At 60.4% G+C, this 19,347-nt stretch carries 23 protein-coding genes and 1 tRNA gene; 10 read left to right on the forward strand and 14 right to left on the reverse strand.

Translation table 11 applies throughout. The annotated features are described in order from the left end of the window. Nucleotides 1-11 precede the first annotated feature (11 nt). From ACR0E6_RS02920 to ACR0E6_RS02940, 5 genes are all read left to right on the forward strand, one after another. Nucleotides 12-1,043: an SPOR domain-containing protein gene (locus ACR0E6_RS02920; protein ID WP_480580808.1), complete on the forward strand. Its 1,032-nt coding sequence runs from the start codon at nucleotides 12-14 to the stop codon at nucleotides 1,041-1,043. Continuing rightward, nucleotides 1,040-2,047 (forward strand): beta-N-acetylhexosaminidase, encoded by a 1,008-nt coding sequence (gene nagZ / locus ACR0E6_RS02925; RefSeq protein ID WP_480580810.1) that lies wholly within the window; start codon nucleotides 1,040-1,042, stop codon nucleotides 2,045-2,047. The genes ACR0E6_RS02920 and nagZ overlap by 4 nt, the downstream gene beginning before the upstream one ends. Further along, on the forward strand, nucleotides 2,037-2,831 hold the full coding sequence (locus tag ACR0E6_RS02930; RefSeq protein WP_170450066.1) for a segregation and condensation protein A: 795 nt from the start codon (nucleotides 2,037-2,039) through the stop codon (nucleotides 2,829-2,831). Before nagZ ends, ACR0E6_RS02930 begins: the two co-directional genes overlap by 11 nt. Next, entirely contained in the window at nucleotides 2,824-3,474 is a 651-nt protein-coding gene (gene scpB / locus ACR0E6_RS02935) for an SMC-Scp complex subunit ScpB (RefSeq protein WP_170629146.1), read from the forward strand. The genes ACR0E6_RS02930 and scpB overlap by 8 nt, the downstream gene beginning before the upstream one ends. Before the next feature lie 64 nt (nucleotides 3,475-3,538). Next, a complete protein-coding gene (locus ACR0E6_RS02940; protein WP_170450070.1) occupies nucleotides 3,539-3,757 on the forward strand; it encodes a hypothetical protein in 219 nt (72 codons plus the stop codon). A 3-nt stretch (nucleotides 3,758-3,760) separates the two neighbouring features. Here the strand turns inward: ACR0E6_RS02940 and ACR0E6_RS02945 are convergent, their stop codons facing one another. From ACR0E6_RS02945 to ACR0E6_RS02980, 8 genes are all read right to left on the reverse strand, one after another. Next, the gene (locus ACR0E6_RS02945) at nucleotides 3,761-4,840 is read right to left on the reverse strand and encodes a 2'-deoxycytidine 5'-triphosphate deaminase (protein WP_480580814.1); all 1,080 of its coding nucleotides are present in this window, start codon (nucleotides 4,838-4,840) and stop codon (nucleotides 3,761-3,763) included. Nucleotides 4,841-4,901: 61 nt separating this feature from the next. Further along, a tRNA-Pro gene (locus ACR0E6_RS02950) sits at nucleotides 4,902-4,978 on the reverse strand. Between the two features lie 62 nt (nucleotides 4,979-5,040). After that, on the reverse strand, nucleotides 5,041-5,607 hold the full coding sequence (locus tag ACR0E6_RS02955) for a MerR family transcriptional regulator (protein WP_480580815.1): 567 nt from the start codon (nucleotides 5,605-5,607) through the stop codon (nucleotides 5,041-5,043). Between the two features lie 18 nt (nucleotides 5,608-5,625). Further along, nucleotides 5,626-5,928, reverse strand: a complete 303-nt coding sequence (gene ihfA, locus ACR0E6_RS02960; protein ID WP_008755922.1) for an integration host factor subunit alpha — start codon at nucleotides 5,926-5,928, stop codon at nucleotides 5,626-5,628. A 97-nt stretch (nucleotides 5,929-6,025) separates the two neighbouring features. Continuing rightward, nucleotides 6,026-6,997: a beta-ketoacyl-ACP synthase III gene (locus tag ACR0E6_RS02965; protein ID WP_170519165.1), complete on the reverse strand. Its 972-nt coding sequence runs from the start codon at nucleotides 6,995-6,997 to the stop codon at nucleotides 6,026-6,028. A gap of 21 nt (nucleotides 6,998-7,018) precedes the next feature. Continuing rightward, nucleotides 7,019-8,107, reverse strand: coding sequence for a phosphate acyltransferase PlsX (gene plsX / locus ACR0E6_RS02970; protein WP_480580818.1), 1,089 nt, complete (start codon nucleotides 8,105-8,107; stop codon nucleotides 7,019-7,021). A gap of 24 nt (nucleotides 8,108-8,131) precedes the next feature. Continuing rightward, nucleotides 8,132-8,338, reverse strand: a complete 207-nt coding sequence (gene rpmF, locus ACR0E6_RS02975) for a 50S ribosomal protein L32 (protein WP_008756996.1) — start codon at nucleotides 8,336-8,338, stop codon at nucleotides 8,132-8,134. A 205-nt stretch (nucleotides 8,339-8,543) separates the two neighbouring features. Continuing rightward, nucleotides 8,544-9,080 carry a DUF177 domain-containing protein gene (locus tag ACR0E6_RS02980; RefSeq protein WP_170629173.1) on the reverse strand — a complete coding sequence of 179 codons (537 nt, stop codon included), beginning with the start codon at nucleotides 9,078-9,080 and terminating at the stop codon, nucleotides 8,544-8,546. A gap of 85 nt (nucleotides 9,081-9,165) precedes the next feature. On the opposite strand from ACR0E6_RS02980, the gene ACR0E6_RS02985 reads away from it, so the two are divergent. The 3 genes from ACR0E6_RS02985 (at nucleotide 9,166) to ACR0E6_RS02995 (ending at nucleotide 12,359) form a co-directional block, all read left to right on the forward strand. Then, a complete protein-coding gene (locus tag ACR0E6_RS02985) occupies nucleotides 9,166-9,642 on the forward strand; it encodes an outer membrane protein assembly factor BamE domain-containing protein (protein ID WP_170519160.1) in 477 nt (158 codons plus the stop codon). Nucleotides 9,643-9,742: 100 nt separating this feature from the next. Next, nucleotides 9,743-10,483: a GNAT family N-acetyltransferase gene (locus tag ACR0E6_RS02990; protein ID WP_480580821.1), complete on the forward strand. Its 741-nt coding sequence runs from the start codon at nucleotides 9,743-9,745 to the stop codon at nucleotides 10,481-10,483. A gap of 67 nt (nucleotides 10,484-10,550) precedes the next feature. Next, on the forward strand, nucleotides 10,551-12,359 hold the full coding sequence (locus ACR0E6_RS02995; RefSeq protein WP_480580823.1) for an ABC-F family ATP-binding cassette domain-containing protein: 1,809 nt from the start codon (nucleotides 10,551-10,553) through the stop codon (nucleotides 12,357-12,359). Nucleotides 12,360-12,449: 90 nt separating this feature from the next. Here the strand turns inward: ACR0E6_RS02995 and ACR0E6_RS03000 are convergent, their stop codons facing one another. Further along, the gene (locus ACR0E6_RS03000) at nucleotides 12,450-12,737 is read right to left on the reverse strand and encodes a putative quinol monooxygenase (RefSeq protein ID WP_480580825.1); all 288 of its coding nucleotides are present in this window, start codon (nucleotides 12,735-12,737) and stop codon (nucleotides 12,450-12,452) included. A gap of 124 nt (nucleotides 12,738-12,861) precedes the next feature. Here ACR0E6_RS03000 and ACR0E6_RS03005 point away from each other — a divergent pair, with 124 nt between their 5' ends. Further along, nucleotides 12,862-13,200, forward strand: coding sequence for a winged helix-turn-helix transcriptional regulator (locus ACR0E6_RS03005; RefSeq protein ID WP_170450088.1), 339 nt, complete (start codon nucleotides 12,862-12,864; stop codon nucleotides 13,198-13,200). Here the strand turns inward: ACR0E6_RS03005 and ACR0E6_RS03010 are convergent. Next, entirely contained in the window at nucleotides 13,181-13,735 is a 555-nt protein-coding gene (locus ACR0E6_RS03010) for a sugar O-acetyltransferase (RefSeq protein ID WP_480580828.1), read from the reverse strand. The two genes, ACR0E6_RS03005 and ACR0E6_RS03010, sit on opposite strands and share 20 nt — an antisense overlap. A 9-nt stretch (nucleotides 13,736-13,744) precedes the next feature. Next, a complete protein-coding gene (locus ACR0E6_RS03015; RefSeq protein ID WP_480580830.1) occupies nucleotides 13,745-14,500 on the reverse strand; it encodes a 3-hydroxyacyl-CoA dehydrogenase in 756 nt (251 codons plus the stop codon). Between the two features lie 282 nt (nucleotides 14,501-14,782). On the opposite strand from ACR0E6_RS03015, the gene ACR0E6_RS03020 reads away from it, so the two are divergent. Then, complete coding sequence (locus tag ACR0E6_RS03020) at nucleotides 14,783-15,520, forward strand: hypothetical protein (RefSeq protein WP_480580832.1); 738 nt, start codon at nucleotides 14,783-14,785, stop codon at nucleotides 15,518-15,520. A gap of 109 nt (nucleotides 15,521-15,629) precedes the next feature. Here ACR0E6_RS03020 and ACR0E6_RS03025 read toward each other — a convergent pair whose 3' ends face one another. From ACR0E6_RS03025 to ACR0E6_RS03035, 3 genes are all read right to left on the reverse strand, one after another. After that, nucleotides 15,630-16,394 (reverse strand): hypothetical protein, encoded by a 765-nt coding sequence (locus ACR0E6_RS03025; RefSeq protein WP_170519142.1) that lies wholly within the window; start codon nucleotides 16,392-16,394, stop codon nucleotides 15,630-15,632. A gap of 119 nt (nucleotides 16,395-16,513) precedes the next feature. Then, nucleotides 16,514-17,767 carry a tyrosine--tRNA ligase gene (gene tyrS / locus ACR0E6_RS03030; protein ID WP_480580834.1) on the reverse strand — a complete coding sequence of 418 codons (1,254 nt, stop codon included), beginning with the start codon at nucleotides 17,765-17,767 and terminating at the stop codon, nucleotides 16,514-16,516. Nucleotides 17,768-17,854: 87 nt separating this feature from the next. Next, nucleotides 17,855-19,147, reverse strand: a complete 1,293-nt coding sequence (locus tag ACR0E6_RS03035; protein ID WP_480580836.1) for an MFS transporter — start codon at nucleotides 19,145-19,147, stop codon at nucleotides 17,855-17,857. Nucleotides 19,148-19,347 lie beyond the last annotated feature (200 nt).

The following is a 19,347-nucleotide window of genomic DNA, read 5'->3' on the forward strand; positions in this document are numbered from 1 at the left end:
GTGAGGCGGATATGGCGAGTTACGATTACTCGGGGCAGCAAGGCCCCGAGCATATGCATTACACGAATCAACCGCATGCACAGGATGCGCAGGCTGGCGATGCGCCGCGTGGCTCTTTCGGGCTGGGCAAGGCGGTGAATGTGCTGGGGGCGGTGGCTTCTCTGGCGCTGGTCGCCGGTGTCGGTATCTGGAGCTACAAGTTGGTCATGCGGGATGTCAGTGGCGTCCCGGTTGTGCGCGCCGCCGAAGGGCCGATGCGTATTCAGCCCGAAAATCCGGGTGGCCAGCCTGCCGACCATCAGGGGCTTGCCGTCAATGCCGTCGCTGCCGAAGGCTCGGCTGCGGCACCTGCGGATCGCCTGATCCTTGCCCCACGCCCGGTCTCGCTGACCGACGAAGACCTGCCCGCCGGAGAGTTGAAGCCAACCCAGGCGCTGCATGTGGTGGAAGAGCCGATTTCGAACCAGGAGGCGGCGGAGCTGCGGCAGAACGCGGTTGACGCGCTGGTCGCTGAACTGGCGGGTGAGGCTGCGCGGAATCAGCAAGAGGCGGAACCCGGTGTGCAGGTTGCCGCGCTGGCAACACCCGAGGAAGAACCCGCCATTGACCCCGCCGATCTCGCCGCATCTCTGCCCGATCCGGCGATTGCGGAGCTGCCGGGCGTGCGCCGCTCGCTGCGTCCCAACACGCGGCCCGCGCGCCGTGTTTCGGCCGCTGCTGCCTCGGAGGATGCGATCAATGCCGCCGTGAAGGCCGCGGCTGGTCTGGATGTTGACCCCGACACGCTGAGCAAGGGCACCCGTTTGGCGCAGCTTGGGGCATTTGAAAGCGCCGATGTGGCCAAGGCGGAATGGTCCCGTCTGGATGGCCGATTTGGCGAATATATGAAGGGTAAACAGCGCGTTATCCAGCGAACCTCAAGCGGTGGACGCACGTTTTATCGCCTGCGGGTACTGGGATTTGAAGACCTGAGCGACTCGCGTCAATTCTGCGCCGCGCTGGTGGCGCAAGGGGCTGACTGCATCCCGGTGGCCGTCAGGTGAGTTTCGGTGCCGCAATCACCGATGCCGAAGGTCTGCGGCTGACCGACGATGAAAGGGCCTTGTTCCGCGAGTTGAACCCGTTCGGGTTCATTCTGTTTGCCCGGAATATTGAAAGCACCGATCAGGTGCGCGCGCTCTGCGATGATTTTCGCGAATCCGTCGGGCGCAACTGTCCCATCACAATCGATCAGGAAGGCGGGCGCGTGCAGCGCCTGCGCGCGCCACTGGCCCGCGAATGGATGCCGCCACTGGATCACGCGGAACGGGCAGGGGATCAGGCCGAACGGGCCATGTATCTGCGCTATCGCCTAATCTCGCATGAATTGTTCGAGCTTGGGATCGACAGCAACTGCGCCCCAATGGTGGATACCGCACGGGCGGAAACCCATGCCTTTCTGCGCAATCGCTGTTACGGCGAGGATGCGGGCACGATTGGTCAGATCGGGCGCGCCGTGGCTCAAGCGCATCTGGATGGCGGGGTTCTGCCCGTCGTAAAACACATGCCGGGCCATGGTCGGGCGACGCTGGACACACATTTCGACCTGCCGCGTGTTGATCTGTCGCTGGACGAACTCACCGAGACGGATTTTGCGCCCTTCCGAACCCTGAACGATCTGCCCATGGGGATGACCGCGCATCTGGTGTTCGAACAGATTGACCAGACCCCGGCCACAATTTCAGCCCCGATGATGCGTGTGATCCGCGAGGTTATCGGGTTTGAAGGGCTGATCATGACCGACGACATCTCGATGAAGGCGCTCAGCGGTTCTGTCGCGGACCTGTCGCGGCAGGCGCTACAGGCGGGCTGTGACGTTGTTCTGCACTGCAATGGCAGCTTTGCCGAACGGGCCGAGGTGCTGGAAGCTGCGGGCCAGATGACGCAGGCGGCGCAGACCCGCGCAGAGCGCGCCCTGACCATGCGCAAAACCCCTGCGGAACTTGACATTCAGGCCGCCGAGGCGGAACTATCTGCCCTAATGGGCGGGCAGGTATATGAACGATAACCTTTTCAGCGAAGACCCGGTCTCGGTCGCCGATCGGCTGGCCGCCGAGGCGCTGATTGTTGACGTTGACGGGTTCGAAGGCCCGCTGGATGTGCTGCTGACCTTGTCGCGCACGCAAAAGGTCGATCTGCGAAAAATCTCGGTTCTTGCGCTGGCGCAGCAATATCTGGCCTTTGTTGAAAAGGCGCGGGCGCTGCGGATCGAACTGGCCGCCGATTATCTGGTGATGGCCGCTTGGTTGGCCTTTCTGAAATCCCGCTTGCTGCTGCCGCCGGACCCGGATGACGAAGGGCCGTCGGGCGAGGAACTGGCGGCGCATCTGGCGTTCCAGTTGGAACGTCTGCAAGCCATGCGCGACGCCGCCGCGCGTCTGATGGCGCGCGACCAGTTGGGGCGCGATTTCTTCAAGCGCGGGCAGGGCGAGGATGTGACCCGCATCCGCACCGTGACCTATTCCGCCACGCTGCTGGACCTGATGCAGGGCTATGCGCGTATCCGCACCCGCGACGAATTCCGCCCCTTTGTGATGGACCGCGATGCCGTCTTCACGATGGAGCAGGCATTGGAACGAATGCGCCCGCTGATCGGGTTTGCGGGGACATGGACGGATATGGAGACCTATCTGCCCCAAGGCTGGGACGCCGACCCGGTGCGGCGCAGATCAGCCACGGCGGCGACCTTTGCGGCCTCGCTGGAGTTGGTGAAAGAAGGACACATGGAGATCAAGCAAAGCGACACCTTTGCCCCGATCCAATTGCGCAAGAGGACCGAAACACGTGACTGACACCCCCGAAGAGACCGGCACCCTGTTCGAAGCGCCCCCGTTGGCCGAGCAGGAACGCATGGTCGAAGCGGTGCTGTTTGCCAGCGCCGAGCCGGTCACCATTGCCGACCTCGAAGCGCGGATGCCTCATGGCAGCAACGCCGCGCAAGCGGTTGAATTGTTGCAGAAACGTTATGAGGGGCGCGGTGTTCGCGTTGTGCGCGTCGGCGACGCGTGGGCGATCCGAACCGCTGCCGATCTTGGTTTTCTAATGCAAAAAGAAACGGTCGAGACCCGCAAGCTAAGCCGTGCGGCAATCGAAACGCTGGCTATCGTGGCCTATCACCAGCCCTGTACTCGGGCCGAGATCGAGGAAATTCGTGGTGTCTCGGTGTCTCGCGGGACCATCGACCAGTTGCTTGAGATGGAGTGGATCAGGCTCGGCCGCCGCCGGATGACGCCGGGCCGCCCGGTGACGTTCGTGGTGACGCCGCAGTTTCTGGATCACTTCGGGCTGGAAAACGCCCGAGACTTGCCCGGGCTGAAAGAACTGCGCGCCGCGGGGTTGCTGGAAAACCGCCCACCGCCGGGCACTATCCCGCTGGGGGAAAGACAGGACGACGCTGAGAATGAGGATCAAAGCGAGCTGTTCGAGGAAGAGTGATCGCGCCGCCCTTTTGTTGCCGCACAGGATGCCTATCTTGTGGTTTGAGAAACGGAGTTGAGCAATGAATGCCAATCGGATCATCGACATGATCGTGCGACAGGTCATGCGCCGTCTTGTCAACAAGGGCGTGGACAAAGGGTTTGATATGGCCGCCCGCAAAGGTCAAAAGCCCGATGCAGCGCCGGGTCCGCAGAAACGCCCCAACACGGCAAATCACGCAAAGAACCTGCGCCAAGCCCAGCGGATGACGCGGCAGATGCGCCGGTTCATGAAGTTTTGAGAACTACCCTACGGCCTTGAAATGTTTGGACAGTTTCAGGCCCTGACCCTGATAGTTCGACGCAATGCCCGCACCGTATAGCTGCGTAGGCATCTCGGCCATTTTCTCATAAACCAACCGCCCGACGACCTGCCCGTGCTCCAGCACAAACGGGGCCTCGTGGCAGCGTACCTCCAGCACTCCGCGCGACCCGGCACCGCCTGCGGCGGCATGGCCGAATCCGGGGTCGAAGAAGCCCGCGTAATGCACGCGAAACTCGCCGACCATGGCCAGATAGGGGGCCATTTCGGCGGCATACATGGGCGGGATATGCACCGCCTCGCGGCTGACCAGAATGTAGAACGCGCCGGGGTCGAGGATGATGCGACCGTCCGTGGTGCGCACCTCTTCCCAATATTCCTGCGGGTCATATTCGCCGATCCGGTCCAGATCGATCACCCCGGTGTGGGGTTTTGCGCGGTACCCCACCAGATCGCTGTCGGGCAGTTGCAGATCGACCGAGAACCCCAGCCCGTCCTGAATCACCGCAGGCCCATCGACCAAAGGCGATTCCCCGTGCAGCGTCATCAGTTCCGCGTCGGTCAAAGCGGCTTGTCCCTGACGGAACCGGATCTGGTTCAGACGCATCCCTGGACGGACAAGCACCGAGAATGATCGCGGGCAAATCTCGGCGTATAGCGGTCCGGCATAGCCTGCGGGGACGCGGTCAAACTCGGTTCCGCCATCGGTGATGGTGCGGGTCAACAGATCAAGACGCCCGGTCGAGCTTTTGGCATTTGCCACGGCCGTGATGCTGTCGGGCAGGGCCAGCGATTCCATCAGCGGCACCAGATAGACGCAGCCCTTTTCCAGAACGGCCCCGTCGGTGATGTCGATGCGGTGCATCTCGAACTCGGCCAGCCGGTCGGCGACTGAGCGCCCTTCGCCCGCCAGGAACGAAGCGCGTACCCGGTAAGCCACTGTTCCCAAACGCAGATCAAGGCTGGCCGGTTGCACCTGTGCAGGGATGACATCCGGGCTGGCGGTGATCTCACCGCGTGCGATCATCGCTTCGATCTGTTGGTTTGGACATACACCTGTCATTCCGATCCCCCCTGATGCCAGAGCGGGATCTGGCCAATCTGCCATAAACGTCGGTGTGATTTGGTCGGGCTAGCAGGACTCGAACCTGCGACCTTCCGTCCCCCAGACGGACGCGCTACCAGGCTGCGCCATAGCCCGACGTTGAGGTGTTCATAAAGAATTTCCCGGCAGGGGCAAGAGGAAAACACTGCCTTTTTGTCCTATCCCGCCGCTTGGGTTTCGACCCGATCCAGCCATTTGCGCAGGTCTTTCGCCAGTGGCGCGATTCGGCCCAGAAGTTCCTCATCATACTCGGACCGGTTCCAGGCCAGTGAGGCGATTCCCCCCATCAGCGGGGCTGCGTCCAGTTCGGGTTCCTGCGCGGGTGCATCGTCTGGCTGCGCCGCCTGCGGTTCGCCCAAATCCATATGAATCTGTTTCGACGCAGGGGCAGGGGCGGAAGTGAAGGGCACGACAGTATCATCACCGGCGCTTTCAGACGCTGCAACATCGTCCAGCTCTGGCGACAGCGACGCGACATGCGCGATGCCCTGTTCGCGCAGAATGCGCTGCACGCCTTTGATCGTTATGCCATCTTCATGCAGCAGCTTTTTGATACCGCCCAGCAGGCGCATATCATTGGGGCGGTAGTACCGCCGTCCTCCGGCCCGTTTGACAGGTTTGACCTGGGTAAACCGGCTTTCCCAAAACCGCAGAACATGGGCCTGAACACCGAGCCAGTCCGCAACCTCAGAGATTGTGCGAAACGCGTCGGGAGATTTGCTCATGTCCGTGCGGCCCTCGGGTTACTTGCGATTCCCGGCAGCGACGCGATCTTTCATCAGATGCGACGGGCGGAAGGTCAGCACGCGGCGCGGCTGAATCGGAACCTCTTCGCCGGTTTTGGGGTTGCGACCGATACGGGCGGTTTTGTCACGAACGCTGAACGTACCAAAAGACGAGATTTTCACCTGCTCGCCGCGCACCAAAGCGTCAGACATGTGGTTCAGAACGCTTTCGACCAGCTGCGCGCTTTCGTTTCGTGAAAGGCCCACCTCACGAAAGACGGCCTCGCTCAGATCCATTCGGGTCAGTGTTTTGTCGCCCATACCTTTTTCCCCTGTTGATATCAAAGCATAGGGTCCACGCAAATTCGCTGTCAATATCAATGAATTGCAGGCGGGTGTGTAAGCTGGAATGCGCTTGTTACCAGCGCAGGACAACCGCGCCCCAGGCCAAGCCGCCGCCGATGGCTTCGGTCACCAACAGATCGCCGGGCTTGATTTGCCCGCGCTGTTTGCCCACCGACAGGGCCAGCGGGATCGAGGCGGCCGAGGTGTTTCCGTGGTCCTGCACGGTTACGACCACGTTTTCCATCGGCAGGCCCATTTTTTTGGCGGTGCCTTGAATGATGCGGATATTGGCCTGATGCGGCACGATCCAGTCGACATCCTCGTTGGACAGGCCAGCGCTCGACAGGGCGGTTTCGGCCGTTTTGGTCAGCTTTTCAACAGCGTGGCGGAAGACCTGATTGCCCTGCATGCGCAGATAGCCGGTGGATTGCGTCGATACGCCACCATCCACGTACAGCAACTCCCGATAGCGCCCGTCCGAGTTCAGATCGGTGGCCAGGATGCCCCGGTCATCTGAGGTGCCGTGGCCTTCCTGATGCTCAAGCACCAGTGCCCCCGCGCCATCGCCGAACAAGACGCAGGTCGAGCGGTCCGTCCAGTCCATGATTCGCGAAAACGTTTCGGCCCCGATGACCAGAACGCGTTTGGCCTGACCCGACAGAATCAGCGCGTTGGCATTGCTGAGGGCAAAGACAAACCCGGCGCAGACGGCCTGTACGTCAAAGGCAAACCCCTTGGTCATGCCCAGCCGCGCCTGAACCATCGTCGCGGCGGAAGGGAAGGTCAGGTCAGCAGTTGAGGTGGCCAGGACGATGGCGTCGATATCGTCCGCCTCAAGCCCGGCATCCGCAAGGGCCGCCTGGGCGGCGTTGGTGGCCAGATCCGAAGTGGTTTCCCCATCGGCTGCAAAATGGCGACGTTCGATCCCGGACCGGGTCCGGATCCATTCATCGGTGGTGTCGAGTGTCTTTTCGAACTCGGAATTCGGAACAACGCGTTCTGGCAAATAATGCCCGACACCTACAACAACTGAGCGGCCTGCCATGCTGGGGTACTGCCTTTTTTGTTATTTTTCCGTCTGCGGCGCAGACTGCGCGGCATCTTGTGCAAGCTGGGCCGTCGATGCAACCCGTGCCGCCAATTTTTCGGCAAAACCCGACTCGGCCAAGGTGAAGGCCAGTTTGACCGCCGCCGACACACCGGTCGGGTCAGCGCCGCCATGGGATTTAACCACCGTGCCGTTCAGCCCAAGGAACACACCGCCATTTACACGTCGCGGGTCGATCCGCTTTTTCAAACGGTTCAGCGAGGTGATGGCAAGGATCGAGGCCAGCCGGGACAGTGGCGTGTATTTGAACGCCTGCCGCAGCAGGTCGCCAATCAGGCTGGCGGTGCCTTCCCCGGTCTTGATCGCGACGTTGCCGGTAAACCCATCGGTTACAATGACATCTGCCTTGTCGCCGGGAATGTCGCTGCCTTCGACAAAACCCACGAAATCGAAATTCGCAGGCTCGGCGAAATCGGCGATCATGGCATGCGCCTCTTTTAACTCGGCGCGGCCCTTGTGTTCTTCGGTGCCCACATTCAGCAGCCCGATCCGGGGGCGGTGCAGGGCCATGCCGTTACGGGCATAAGATGCGCCCATCAGGGCGTATTGCAGCAGATCCTTGGCGTCGGCGCGCACATCCGCACCGACATCCAGCATCACATTGAACCCCTGCGGGTTGCGCGAAGGCCACAGAATCGCAATCGCCGGGCGGTTCACACCGGGCAGTTTGCGCAGGCGCATCATCGACAAAGCCATCAGCGCGCCGGTATTGCCGCAGGACACCGCGCCATGCGCCTCGCCCTGACGGACGGCCTCAAGCGTGGACCACATCGAGGTCTGCTTGCCGCTGCGCACAACCTGGCTGGGCTTGTCTTCCATCGTGACCACGTCGGGGCAATCACGAAAAGCGACGCGCCCTTCAAGGACGCGCCGTTTTGCCACGAGCTTGCGCAGCATGTCTTCCGGACCGTGCAGAAGAAACCCGATATTGGGGTTCTTTTTGGCCGATTCCGCGAGGCCTGCAACAACAACTGCGGGACCTTCGTCCCCCCCCATAGCGTCAACCGAGATGGTGATCCGTTCGGCTTGCGTGGGTTGTTCAGTCATGCCTTGGCCTGCGCTCAATCAGGCTTAGGCTGCGTCTTCGTCCAGGTCGATTTCGTCGGCCTGCGCGACGACTTCACGATCGTCATAGTGGCCGCAGGATGCGCAAACGTGGTGCGGGCGCTTCAGCTCGCCACAGTTCGGGCATTCGTTCGGGTTTGCAGCAACCAGAGCGTCGTGTGCGCGGCGGTTGTTGCGACGCGACTTGGAAACTTTGTTCTGTTGGACGGCCATGGTCTCAACCTTTGTCTACTGAGGGTCAGCAGATTCGCCGCCGACCGTGGTTTCATATTTCGTTTATCGTGGTTTGACGCGCGTTTAGGGGACCAGCCCCGAAATGTCCAACCCAAAATCCGATGAGCGCGCGAAAATACTGCGATTCTCGTCATGTTCAAGTGATTTTTCTGACCGCCTGCTATGACAGGAAATCAGACCTCTGTCACTCGTCTTTTTTCAGGGCATCGCGCAATTCCGCCAGCCCTGCGAAGGGTTTGACATCCTCATCCGTCATCGCCTGTTTGCCCGGTTCGGTATAGTCGGCCTGACCCAATTCGGCCCCGTCCTTGCGTGGGTATTGGGGCAGGGCCAGCGAAAGCGCCTCGACCATCACGGCGGCTGGGTCGATCTCAGCGCCCAATGGCTCGGTCTCGTCATCTTCGGGGATTTCGAACTCGGGCTCGTCAGGGTCGGTCCAATCGGCCACAAATAGGCGCGAAACTGGGATGTCGATCCGGGTGGTCACGGGTTCAAGCGTTACCACACAGGGCTGAATCACAGTCGCCCCCAGTTTGCCGGACAGCGCCCAGTCGCGTTTTCCTGCTGCGCGCAGATCCCCGACAAAGCTGAGCTTGCGCAGGCCGAGCAGGCCCAGATCCCGGCCAATAGCCTCCAACACGTCCTTTCCCGGGCGCAATTCGAACGGGGTTGGGGCGTTTTGTGGCAGGTCGGCCACCCGCAATGCAGTAACGTCGCTCATTCGTGAGCCTTTCTATGTGTTGAACCGTGGCAGCGGTTTCTGTAATCGGATAGAAGCCGCAAGAGGCCAAGGCAAGAGGGTGCGTATGTTGATGATTGGAAACAGGTCGAAATCGGCGATGCGTTCGCTTGCGTTGGTGGCCTGTCTGGCTGTGATCACCGCCTGCACTCCGATCTTCCGGAATCACGGCTATGTGCCTCCGGCCGAGGATCTGGCCGAGATCAAGGTGGGCACGGATACACGCGAAAGCGTTGCCGAGGCGGTTGGCGCGCCCGGTGTCTCGGGGGTGGTGCGCGATTCCGGCTATTACTATGTCCGGTCCCGAATCCGCCATTATGGCCCCAAACGGCCCGAGGTCGTTTCGCGCGAGGTGGTTGCCATCAGCTTCGATCAGCGCGGTGTGGTCAGCAATGTCGAACGCTTTGGCCTGGAGGACGGGGTCGTCATCCCGCTGGAACGCCGCGTGACCGAATCCAGTGTCGAGAACACCGGCTTCCTGCGTCAGCTGCTGGGCAATATCGGCAACTTCAACCCGGCCAACATTCCGGGCGCGTCGAACTAAGTCACGGGATCGTCTTGTGAGGTTCACAGGAAGGTCACATGTCTTATGATATCGGGGCGGTAACTTGGATCTCCGGTCAGCAACCTCGGAGGATGCGACCATGGCAACAGCCGTTTTGTTGAACAAAGGGCGCTATCGGGCCCGGTTGGCGCAGTCTGAACGGGACGTGGCGGCGGCGCAGGCGCTACGGACGCTGGCCTTTGCGACGGAAAAAACCGACGCGGACGCGTTTGACGCGGTATGTTCCCATGTGCTGGTCGAGGATATGCAGGCCGGTGGGCAGCTTGTGTGCAGTTTCCGGATGTTGACAATGGGGAGCGGGTCCGAGATCGCGCACAGCTATTCGGCGCAGTTCTATGACCTGTCCAGTCTGGAAGGGTTCGGCGGGCGTATGGTCGAGATGGGCCGTTTCTGCATTCACCCCGATTGGACCGACCCGGACATTCTGCGCGTGGCCTGGGGGGCGATGACCGCGTTTGTCGACCAAAACCGGATCGAGATGTTGTTTGGCTGCTCGTCCTTCGCCGGGATCGAGACCGAGCAATACCTGGATTCCTTTGCCATGCTCAAACACCGCCATCTGGCGCCGAAACGGTGGTTGCCACGCGTCAAGGCGCCGGATGTTTTCCGTTTCGCCGCGCGCCTGCGGCGCAGGCCGGATGCGAAACAGGCAATGCTGCGGATGCCGCCTTTGCTGCGGACATACCTGCTGATGGGCGGCTGGGTCAGCGATCATGCGGTGGTGGACCGGCATATGAACACTCTGCACGTGTTCACAGGGCTCGAGATTGGGGCGATTCCCCCGGCACGGAAACGTTTGCTGCGAGCGGTGGCCGGGTGAATCCGTATTTTTAACGAGAAGAAGCAGGGGCGTTGACGCGCCAGCCCAGCCGGTTTAGCTGGCGGGCATGGCGAGAATTCCTTTGTTGCAGATGTCCGGCATTTCCCTGACCTTCGGGGGCGATCCGGTATTTTCCGAGCTTGATCTGGTGGTTCAGCCGGGCGACCGCGTGGCCCTTGTGGGGCGGAACGGGTCGGGTAAGTCCACGCTGATGAAAGTGATGGCGGGTCTGGTCGAGGCCGATCAGGGCGAGATCGTCGTGCCGCCGGGCAAGTCGGTCGGGTATATGGAGCAGGACCCCGGAATGAAGGGGTTTGCCACGCTGGGCGACTATGCCGCCAGCGGGTTGGAACCCGGAGAGCTGTACAAGGTCGAGCGTGCGGGGGAGGGGCTGAAATTCGACCCCACGCGCCCCGTTGAAACTGCCTCGGGCGGCGAGCGGCGGCGGGCGGCCTTGGCCAAGCTGATGGCCGAAGCGCCGGACCTGATGCTACTGGACGAGCCGACCAACCATCTGGATATCGAAGCCATCGCGTGGCTTGAGCGCGAGTTGGGGGCGACGCGGGCGGCTTTTGTGCTGATCTCGCATGACCGCGCCTTTTTGCGGGCGTTGACACGGGCGACGCTGTGGATTGATCGCGGTGCGGTGCGGCGGCAAGAGCAGGGATTTGATGCGTTCGAGGCCTGGCGCGACAAGGTTTGGGAAGAGGAAGATCAGCAACGCCACAAGCTGAACCGCCTGATCAAGTCCGAGGCGAAATGGGCCGTCGAAGGCATCAGCGCCCGGCGCAAGCGCAATCAGGGCCGGGTGCGGGCGTTGCAGGCGCTGCGGGCCGAGAAGGCGGCGCAGATCAAACGTCAGGGCTCGGCCGCGATGACGCTGGAGGCCGGGCCGAAATCGGGCCGCAAGGTGATCGAAGCCAAAGGGCTGGCCAAGGGATTCGGCGACACCCAGATCGTGCGAAATTTCGACCTGCTGGTGCAGCGTGGGGATCGCGTGGCCTTTGTCGGACCCAATGGGGTGGGCAAGACCACGTTGTTGAAAATGCTGTTGGGGCAAGTAGAGCCGGATGCCGGCGCGGTCGCTTTGGGCACCAATCTGGAGATTGCGGTGTTCGACCAGACCCGCGCTCAGCTGGACCCGGAGATGACCCTGTGGGACAGCCTGACCGGCGACCCCGAAATGCGGGTGTCGGGCAAGGCCGATCAGGTCATGGTGGGTGGGCAGCCCAAGCATGTGGTGGGTTATCTCAAGGAATTTCTGTTCGACGACGCGCAGGCGCGGGCCGCCGTCAAATCCCTGTCGGGTGGTGAAAAGGCGCGGTTGCTGCTGGCCAAGCTGATGGCGAAATCGTCAAACCTGCTGGTGCTGGACGAACCGACCAACGATTTGGATGTGGAAACGCTGGACCTGTTGCAAGAATTGCTGGACGACTATGACGGCACGGTCCTGCTGGTCAGCCACGACCGCGATTTTCTGGATCGGGTGGCCACAACTACTATCGCGATGGAAGGCAACGGGCGTGCCACTGTCTACGCCGGGGGCTGGTCGGACTATATCGCTCAGCGCGGAGAGGTTGCTGGGAAAAAGGGAGAAAAACCAAAGCCCTCCAAGCCGAAGGTCAAGCAGGAGGCGAAGCCGAAATCTGGCTTGTCCTTCTCGGAAAAACACCGGTTGGAGAAACTGCCCGCCGAAATCTCGCGCCTTGAGGCCGAGATCGGTAAGCTGGAAGAGTTGATGTCTGACCCCGACCTGTTCACGCGTGAGCCGGTCAAGTTCCAGAAGGCGTCTGAGGCACTGGTTGAACGGCAGGAAAAGCTGTCGGCGGCAGAGGAAGAGTGGCTGATGCTGGAAGAGAAGGCCGAGGCCGGGTAAACGGGGTCTCTTCGACGCGCAAAAGGCCACATTGAAAAAGTTTCACAAAACCGGAGCCTGGCGACTGCTCCGGTTTTGCCGTGGATGGGATCAACTTATCCGTGTCATTTCGTTCAGCGTAAACTCGGCCACGGCCCCTTCGGTGGCTTTCATATAAGCTGCGAGATGAGGCGCGTTCATATGCGTTTGCCACAGGTCACGGCTTTCCCAATTCTCATAAAACGCAAAAACACCGGGATTGCCTGTGTCCACATGCAGGTCGTATTGAATGCATCCGTCTTCGCCACGGGTGATTGGGATCAGCTTTTCAAGCTCGGCGCGGACAAGGTCTTCCTTACCCGGATGGGCCGTGATTTGAGCGAGAATGGTCAGGGCCATGATGTCTCCTTACAGGGTTGAGTTGCGATGATCCGGGATATGTGACACGTATGCAAAACACGCAAGTACGCACTATTTGTGCAGGTAGGTACCTTTTGTATACTGTCAAAGGCAGGAGGCGGCGGTGGATCGATTTGAAAGATATGACTGCAGCGCAGGCTGCCCGGTTGAGGCCGGGTTGGAGCAGATATCGGGAAAATGGAAAGGGCTGGTAATCTATCATCTTCTTGGCGGCACCATGCGCTTTAACGCCTTGTCCCGTGCGCTGGGTACGGTGACCCAGCGCAGCCTGACCAAGCAATTGCGCGAGCTTGAGGCAGATGGAATCGTGCATCGAAAGGTATTTGCCGAGGTGCCGCCCCGAGTGGAGTACAGCCTGACTGAAAAGGGGCAAGCGCTGCGCCCTGTGATCGCGGCTTTGGCGGATTGGGGTCAGAACAGGGTTATCGGAGGGGGTGAATAGGCCGGGCGGGGTTGCCGACCACGGTTTCTTTGGCCGCGACATCTTTGGTGACGACACTGCCAGCGCCGATGGTTGCGTTGTCGCCGATGGTGATACCGGGCATCAGAATGGCACCGCCGCCGACCCAGACATTCCGCCCAATGGTCACGGGCAGGGCGATTTCCAGACCCTGGGCGCGCTCGGTTGGGTCTTTGGCGTGCTGAGCGCAATAGATCTGAACATGGGGGCCGAACATCGTGTCGTCACCGATCCGGACCGGCGCTGTGTCCAGAATCACGCATCCGGCGTTGAAATAGACCCGGTGTCCAAGGTGGATGTTCATCCCGTAAGCACAGTGAAACGGTGCTTCGAGATAACACTCGGACCCAAGGTCCGAGAACAGCGCCTGCAATTCAGGGGCCAGCGCGCCGCGATCGTCCGGCGGGCAAGCGTTGTGCGCGTGAACTGCGCGGCGGGCTTGCGCCCGCAACGCGTCCAACTCGGGGTCCAGGCAGCAATACCACTGCCCGGCCTGCATCTTTTCACGCTCGGTCATTCGACAGACCTAGCGCATACGCAGCGCTCCGTCGATGCGGATGACTTCGCCGTTCAGATAGCCCATCTCGACAATGAAACCGGCAAGGCGGGCGTATTCGTTGGGATCCCCCAGGCGGGCGGGGTTCGGAACGTCAGCAGCCAGTTGCTGTTGCACCTCTTCGGGCAGGCCCGCCAGCATCGGCGTCATGAAAATGCCCGGAGCGATGGCCATCACGCGGATACCGGTCGAGGCCAGATCGCGCGCCATGGGTAAGGTCATACCCACCACGCCGCCTTTTGACGCCGCATAGGCCGCCTGGCCCTTTTGGCCGTCGAATGCGGCAATTGAAGCGGTGTTGATGATCACGCCGCGCGCGCCATCCGGCTCGGGTTCGTTTTTGGCCATTTCAACGGCTGCCAGTCGCGACACGTTGAAAGTGCCGACCAGATTGATGTCGATGGTGCGCTGAAAGGCGTCCAGCGGGTGCGGGCCATCGCGGCCCACGGTTTTGATCCCGTAGGCGATCCCGGCACAGTTCACCGTGGCGGTGATCCGACCCATTTTGCTTGCTGCGGTGGCAATAGCAGCCGCGACCGAGCTTTCGTCGGTGACATCGGTTTGTGCAAAATGGCCGCCGATCTCATTGGCAACTTGCGCGCCGCGGTCTTCATCCCGGTCCAGAATCGTGACTTGCGCACCGTGTTGCGCGAAATGGCGGGCGGTGGCCTCGCCAAGACCCGACGCGCCTCCGGTGACGAGTGCGGCTGTGTTCGACAGGTTCATGCGGATGCCTCCCAGATTTATGAACGTATGTTCAATAAGCGGCTTGGGTCGGGTGTGTCCAGATGTTTGGCCAAAGACCAAGCGTCATTTGCATCCGACGTGGGTGACGCCAGGTTAACAAATCTTCAGCCAGCGTTCATCCGGACCTCACCAGACGTCTCCATCTCGTGATCGAATAGCCTGACATGGTCAGGTGTTTCTATGTCAGGAGGTACCGACATGTTAACGAGTACGAAGCACAAATTGGGTGCGTTTGCGATTGCACCATTTGTTGGAGTTTTGATGGCAAGCAGTGCTGCGGCCGCGCCCGAGGTTTGCGATTGGCGAACAGCGCGGACGGCGGCGAATAGCGGCGATTATGCTGCGCTGTGTGACTGCACGCAGGTCACGCCGAGCTTTCTGAAGCAGCTACAGCGGCGTGCGGATTTCGAGACGACGTTGCAGAACACCGGCGCGATGTGCCCCGGTCTGGCGGCGTTGCTGACAGATCTGCCGACTGCGTCGATTTCGGACGCAGGCAGCACACGGGGCGAAGACCGCAGTTCGGATCGGGTAGCACAAGGCCCGACGGGTGGTGGAAACGATGGCGGCAATACCGGCGGCGGAGGCCAGGGCCCGGGTAATGGTGGCGGCGACGGTGGTGGTGACGGTCCCGGCGACGGTGGCGGTGACGGTCCCGGTAACGGTGGTGGTGACGGTCCCGGCGACGGTGGCGGCGATAACCCCGGCAATGGTGGTGGTGACAACCCCGGCAATGGTGGCGGTGAAGGCCCCGGCAAAGGCGGTGGTAAAGGTGGCGGCAAAGGCGGCGACGGTAAAGGTGGCGGCAAGGGCGGCGGCAAAGGCGGCGACGGCCCCGGAAACGGCAACGGGAATGCAGGCAACCCCGGTAACGGCGGCGGTAACAACAACGGTTCCGGACCAGGTACCGGCAACAACGGTAACAACAATGGCCAGGGCAACGGTTCCGGAAACGGCAAAGGCGGCGACGGCAAAGGCGGCGGCAAAGGTAGAAAGTGATGCGACAGCCTTGAACAATAATCGGCCACTTTCGGGTGGCCGAGTTTTTGTTGGCATCGGCTCTTCCCTAGCGCCCGGTCATCCTCAATTCACAAAAAAGACCAGTCGATCAAAGATCCAGCGAAAAGTTGGGCGGCTTGATCTTTGTGGCGACTGGCATTTTTTTGGCGACAGACGGCGGCAGTGCTGATTTAGCAATGCGTTCGCTTGTTTTTCCTTTCCGAAAGAAACTATCGAACCTCCAGTTGGCATCGATCGACTTTGGAAGCCCCCGCAACATCCGCTTTGTCTCTTCGGTCGCTTGCCCATTCCACCAGGGCTTCTTGTTACCCACACATTTCGCATAGAATTTTATGCGAACGCAGTATCCGGATTGTTGCTCTTCCTTTTTGATGGCCTCCAGCAGTTTGATCAGCTTTGCTTCAAAACTGTTTCGATAGATCGCATTTGCGCTGGCTGACATTGGCGTCAGGTTCTGGTTCGTGCCCGGCCCGCCAAGGCTCTGACTCAGGATATGACCTTTTTTGAACGTCTGTGCCTGAAACTCGGAGTAATCCGCAAGCATACGGATTTCGGACAAAGCCAACAGGTCGAGTATCTTGTCAACTGATGAGGCGCTGGCCAGCGCTGCCAGCGTTGACTTCTTCGAAAGCGCTTTTTGCACTTCCTTAACATCAATCAGGTCTTTGACATCCCATCGAGAATTGAAGCGTTCGACAATTGTGCATTGCCCGGCCTTGGGTGGGCTTCCTTTTTGCGACAGGCTATCTGTTGTCAGCGTACAGGAAACTTCATTCGCCCCGACCGAAAATTTTTCCCCTTCAAAGGTAATGTCGTTTCTTTTTGAAAACTTGAACGTATTTTTTAGCACCATGACACAACAATCTGCGAAACCAATACCCCGAACAGGTTAGCACAGAATGCGTCACGGCAAAGAAGTCGAGTTCACAGAAGGCCCCTGAGCACGCCCGTACGCGCTCAGGGTCAGTCGGTTTAGCCCAGTTGCACCAGCGCGTGCCGTTTCTTGCCTGCGCTTAGTTTGATGGGTGAGGACAAGGCACCCGCATCGATCATCAGCCCCGCATCTGTCAGCGGCGCGTCGTCCAATTTGGCGCCGTTTTCGGCAATCAGGCGCTTGGCCTCTTTGCCGGATTTGGCCAGACCGGATTTCACGATCAATTGCACGATCGACATACCGTCGCCCAGCTCAGCGGCGCTGAGGGTCAGGGTCGGGAGGTCGTCGCCCACGCCGCCTTTTTCGAACACTTCGCGGGCAGTTGCTTCGGCGGTTGCCGCGGCCTGTGCACCGTGGGCAAGCGTGGTCACTTCGTTGGCGAGGCGGATTTTGGCCTCATTGATCTCGGACCCTTGCAGCGCGCCCAGCCGATCACACTCATCCACCGGCATTTCGGTGTAGAGCTTCAGGAACCGCCCCACGTCCGCATCGGTAGTGTTGCGCCAGAACTGCCAGAACTCATAGGGCGAGCGCATGTCGGCGTTCAGCCAGACTGCACCGTCCTGGGATTTGCCCATTTTCTTGCCGTCGCTGGTGGTCAGCAGGGGCGAGGTCAGGCCGTAAATCTCGTGATCCAGCACCCGGCGGGTCAGGTCGATGCCGTTGACGATGTTGCCCCACTGGTCCGAGCCACCCATTTGCAGAACACAGCCGTAACGGCGGTTCAGTTCAAGGAAGTCATAGGCCTGCAGGATCATGTAGTTGAATTCGAGGAAGCTGAGCGACTGCTCGCGATCCAGCCGCGATTTCACCGATTCAAAGCTCAGCATCCGATTGACCGAGAAATGCCGCCCGATATCGCGCAGGAAATCAAGGTAGTTCAGGCCATCCAGCCACTCGGCATTGTTCAGCATCAGCGCCTTGTTCTCGGCGTCGCTGTCATAGTCGACATAGGCGGAGAATACCTTTTTGATGCCCGCGATGTTCTCATTGATCTGCTCGGGCCCTAGCAGGGGGCGTTCATCCGCACGAAACGACGGATCGCCCACCTTGGTGGTGCCGCCGCCCATCAGGGTGATCGGCTGGTGGCCGGTCTTCTGGAACCAGCGCAGCATCATGATCTGGATCAGGCTGCCCACATGCAACGACTTGGCCGTTGCATCAAAGCCGATATAAGCCGGTTTGCACCCACTGATCAGCGCCTCATCAAGGCCCTGATAATCGGTGCAGTCGGCGAGAAAGCCGCGCTCGATCATCGTGGCGATGAAATCCGATTTGGGGTGGTAGGTCATATCGTGCCCTCGGGGTTACTATTGCGGGGCACTGTATAGGCGGCAGGATGGGTAAGGGAAAGGCACCATTTTGCAAGAATTGGCAGCCTAATGCGCGGCAGTCTCAGCACCGGTTCCGGTGGCGGGCAATCGAAAGGCATAGAGCATCGCGACCACGTTCAAAATGGCCAGCGCGATGATCGGCGTTACCGGGTCGTGCAGATGCGCCACGGCACCCAGAACGGCGGCAAAGGCGATGCCGACCAGACCGGCCGTTACATCGCCCAAAGCGACCAGATAGGACCGCTCTTGTTCCTGCGTCATCTCGATCACGTAGAGGTAGCGCCCATAGATCACTCCGTTGCCGCCAAGGGACAGAAGCAGGATGACCGCGGCATAGATCCAGACATTGCTGGCATGGCCGGTCATGGTGAACACCAGCGCCATGATTGCCGAAAGCGCCGAGGTCAGACAGCCCAGCCACATCACATGCTTTACCGACACCCGACCGCTGAGCCAGCCCCACAGAATGGATCCGATCACGATCCCTGCGCTGGCACCGATCACAAAATAGCTGAGCGAGTGTTCGGTGCCGATATGGTAGGTGGCTGCGTGAATTGTGTAAAACGGCATCGCCAGCTCGACCGAGATGAACAGAACCCGGGCCAACAGGAACTTGCGGTACCACGGGTAGGCCATCCCGGTCCTGAAGCCTGTTGCAAGTTCGGTCAGGGGTTTCGGTTTCTCGACGCGTTTCGGCGGGCGCTTGATCTCTTCCTCGAACAGTCGCACCCCGGCAAAGCTGATCCCGGCTGCAAACATGGCGACCACGCCGCACCACATCACCACGATATGCCGCTGCATCGGCTGATCCGAAGCCAGCAGATCCTTGGTCACCCAGACCACAATGATGGCCAGCACACCGGATATGGTCGCCTGCGCAAACACCATCCGGTTGCGTTTGGACTCGGGCACCGAGGTGCCGTATATCTGGCTGGTGCCAAGGCTGTTGATACCCTGACACAAGCCCATGATGATGGCGGTCAGCAGGAACAGCAAAACCACCATCACCTGTGTCAGGTTGGTGGCGAACAGGGCGACAACGGCCAGAATGGCCCCCGTCAGGATGTTGGGCACATAGACGGCAAGTTTTGCGCGCGTCACGTGGTTGACGAAAGGCGAGACGAAGATTTCCGCAATCAACCGCGCCCCTGTTACGAAAGGCAACAGCAGGCCCGCGACAAAGGTAGGCGCGCCAAGGGCCAGGTACAGGAACGGCAGTACCAGACGCGGGTTCACCAACTGGCCGCCAATCGTAGCCAGCGCGCCGGACCAGAAGATCAACTGGTAGTTCCGGCTTTCAACTGCTTTTGCGTCTTTTGGCGTTTGCGCCTCGGTCATTCCCGCCCCGTTATTCGAAGATGCCCTGCAATGCTGGCGCAGAAGCAGGAATTGCGCAACGGGTTCGGTCGGGCCGAGTGTGGGCCTGCGGTCGCGCCTGCCCAAAAACGCGGCTTCTGTTTCTATTCGTCTTGCTTTGGCCGGGAAATGGCGGGCAGTGTCGAACCCGCAAGGGTAGAAAAAGAACGAGCAGGAGAATG

The organism is Ruegeria sp. AP12, from assembly GCF_056540025.1.

Bases quoted from the DNA above. Each gene is read 5' to 3' on its own strand.
- ACR0E6_RS02965 (WP_170519165.1), bottom strand. From the start codon at position 6,997: ATGGCAGGCCGCTCAGTTGTTGTAGGTGTCGGGCATTATTTGCCAGAA.
- ACR0E6_RS03025 (WP_170519142.1), bottom strand. From the start codon at position 16,394: ATGGTGCTAAAAAATACGTTCAAGTTTTCAAAAAGAAACGACATTACC.
- plsX (WP_480580818.1), bottom strand. From the start codon at position 8,107: ATGACTGAACAACCCACGCAAGCCGAACGGATCACCATCTCGGTTGAC.
- ihfA (WP_008755922.1), bottom strand. From the start codon at position 5,928: ATGGGCGACAAAACACTGACCCGAATGGATCTGAGCGAGGCCGTCTTT.
- ACR0E6_RS02940 (WP_170450070.1), top strand. From the start codon at position 3,539: ATGAATGCCAATCGGATCATCGACATGATCGTGCGACAGGTCATGCGC.
- tyrS (WP_480580834.1), bottom strand. From the start codon at position 17,767: ATGACCTACCACCCCAAATCGGATTTCATCGCCACGATGATCGAGCGC.
- ACR0E6_RS03035 (WP_480580836.1), bottom strand. From the start codon at position 19,147: ATGACCGAGGCGCAAACGCCAAAAGACGCAAAAGCAGTTGAAAGCCGG.
- ACR0E6_RS02945 (WP_480580814.1), bottom strand. From the start codon at position 4,840: ATGACAGGTGTATGTCCAAACCAACAGATCGAAGCGATGATCGCACGC.
- ACR0E6_RS03015 (WP_480580830.1), bottom strand. From the start codon at position 14,500: ATGAACCTGTCGAACACAGCCGCACTCGTCACCGGAGGCGCGTCGGGT.
- ACR0E6_RS02955 (WP_480580815.1), bottom strand. From the start codon at position 5,607: ATGAGCAAATCTCCCGACGCGTTTCGCACAATCTCTGAGGTTGCGGAC.
- ACR0E6_RS02990 (WP_480580821.1), top strand. From the start codon at position 9,743: ATGGCAACAGCCGTTTTGTTGAACAAAGGGCGCTATCGGGCCCGGTTG.
- ACR0E6_RS03020 (WP_480580832.1), top strand. From the start codon at position 14,783: ATGGCAAGCAGTGCTGCGGCCGCGCCCGAGGTTTGCGATTGGCGAACA.
- ACR0E6_RS03000 (WP_480580825.1), bottom strand. From the start codon at position 12,737: ATGGCCCTGACCATTCTCGCTCAAATCACGGCCCATCCGGGTAAGGAA.
- ACR0E6_RS02930 (WP_170450066.1), top strand. From the start codon at position 2,037: ATGAACGATAACCTTTTCAGCGAAGACCCGGTCTCGGTCGCCGATCGG.
- ACR0E6_RS02920 (WP_480580808.1), top strand. From the start codon at position 12: ATGGCGAGTTACGATTACTCGGGGCAGCAAGGCCCCGAGCATATGCAT.
- ACR0E6_RS02980 (WP_170629173.1), bottom strand. From the start codon at position 9,080: ATGAGCGACGTTACTGCATTGCGGGTGGCCGACCTGCCACAAAACGCC.
- ACR0E6_RS02985 (WP_170519160.1), top strand. From the start codon at position 9,166: ATGTTGATGATTGGAAACAGGTCGAAATCGGCGATGCGTTCGCTTGCG.
- ACR0E6_RS03010 (WP_480580828.1), bottom strand. From the start codon at position 13,735: ATGACCGAGCGTGAAAAGATGCAGGCCGGGCAGTGGTATTGCTGCCTG.
- rpmF (WP_008756996.1), bottom strand. From the start codon at position 8,338: ATGGCCGTCCAACAGAACAAAGTTTCCAAGTCGCGTCGCAACAACCGC.
- ACR0E6_RS02995 (WP_480580823.1), top strand. From the start codon at position 10,551: ATGGCGAGAATTCCTTTGTTGCAGATGTCCGGCATTTCCCTGACCTTC.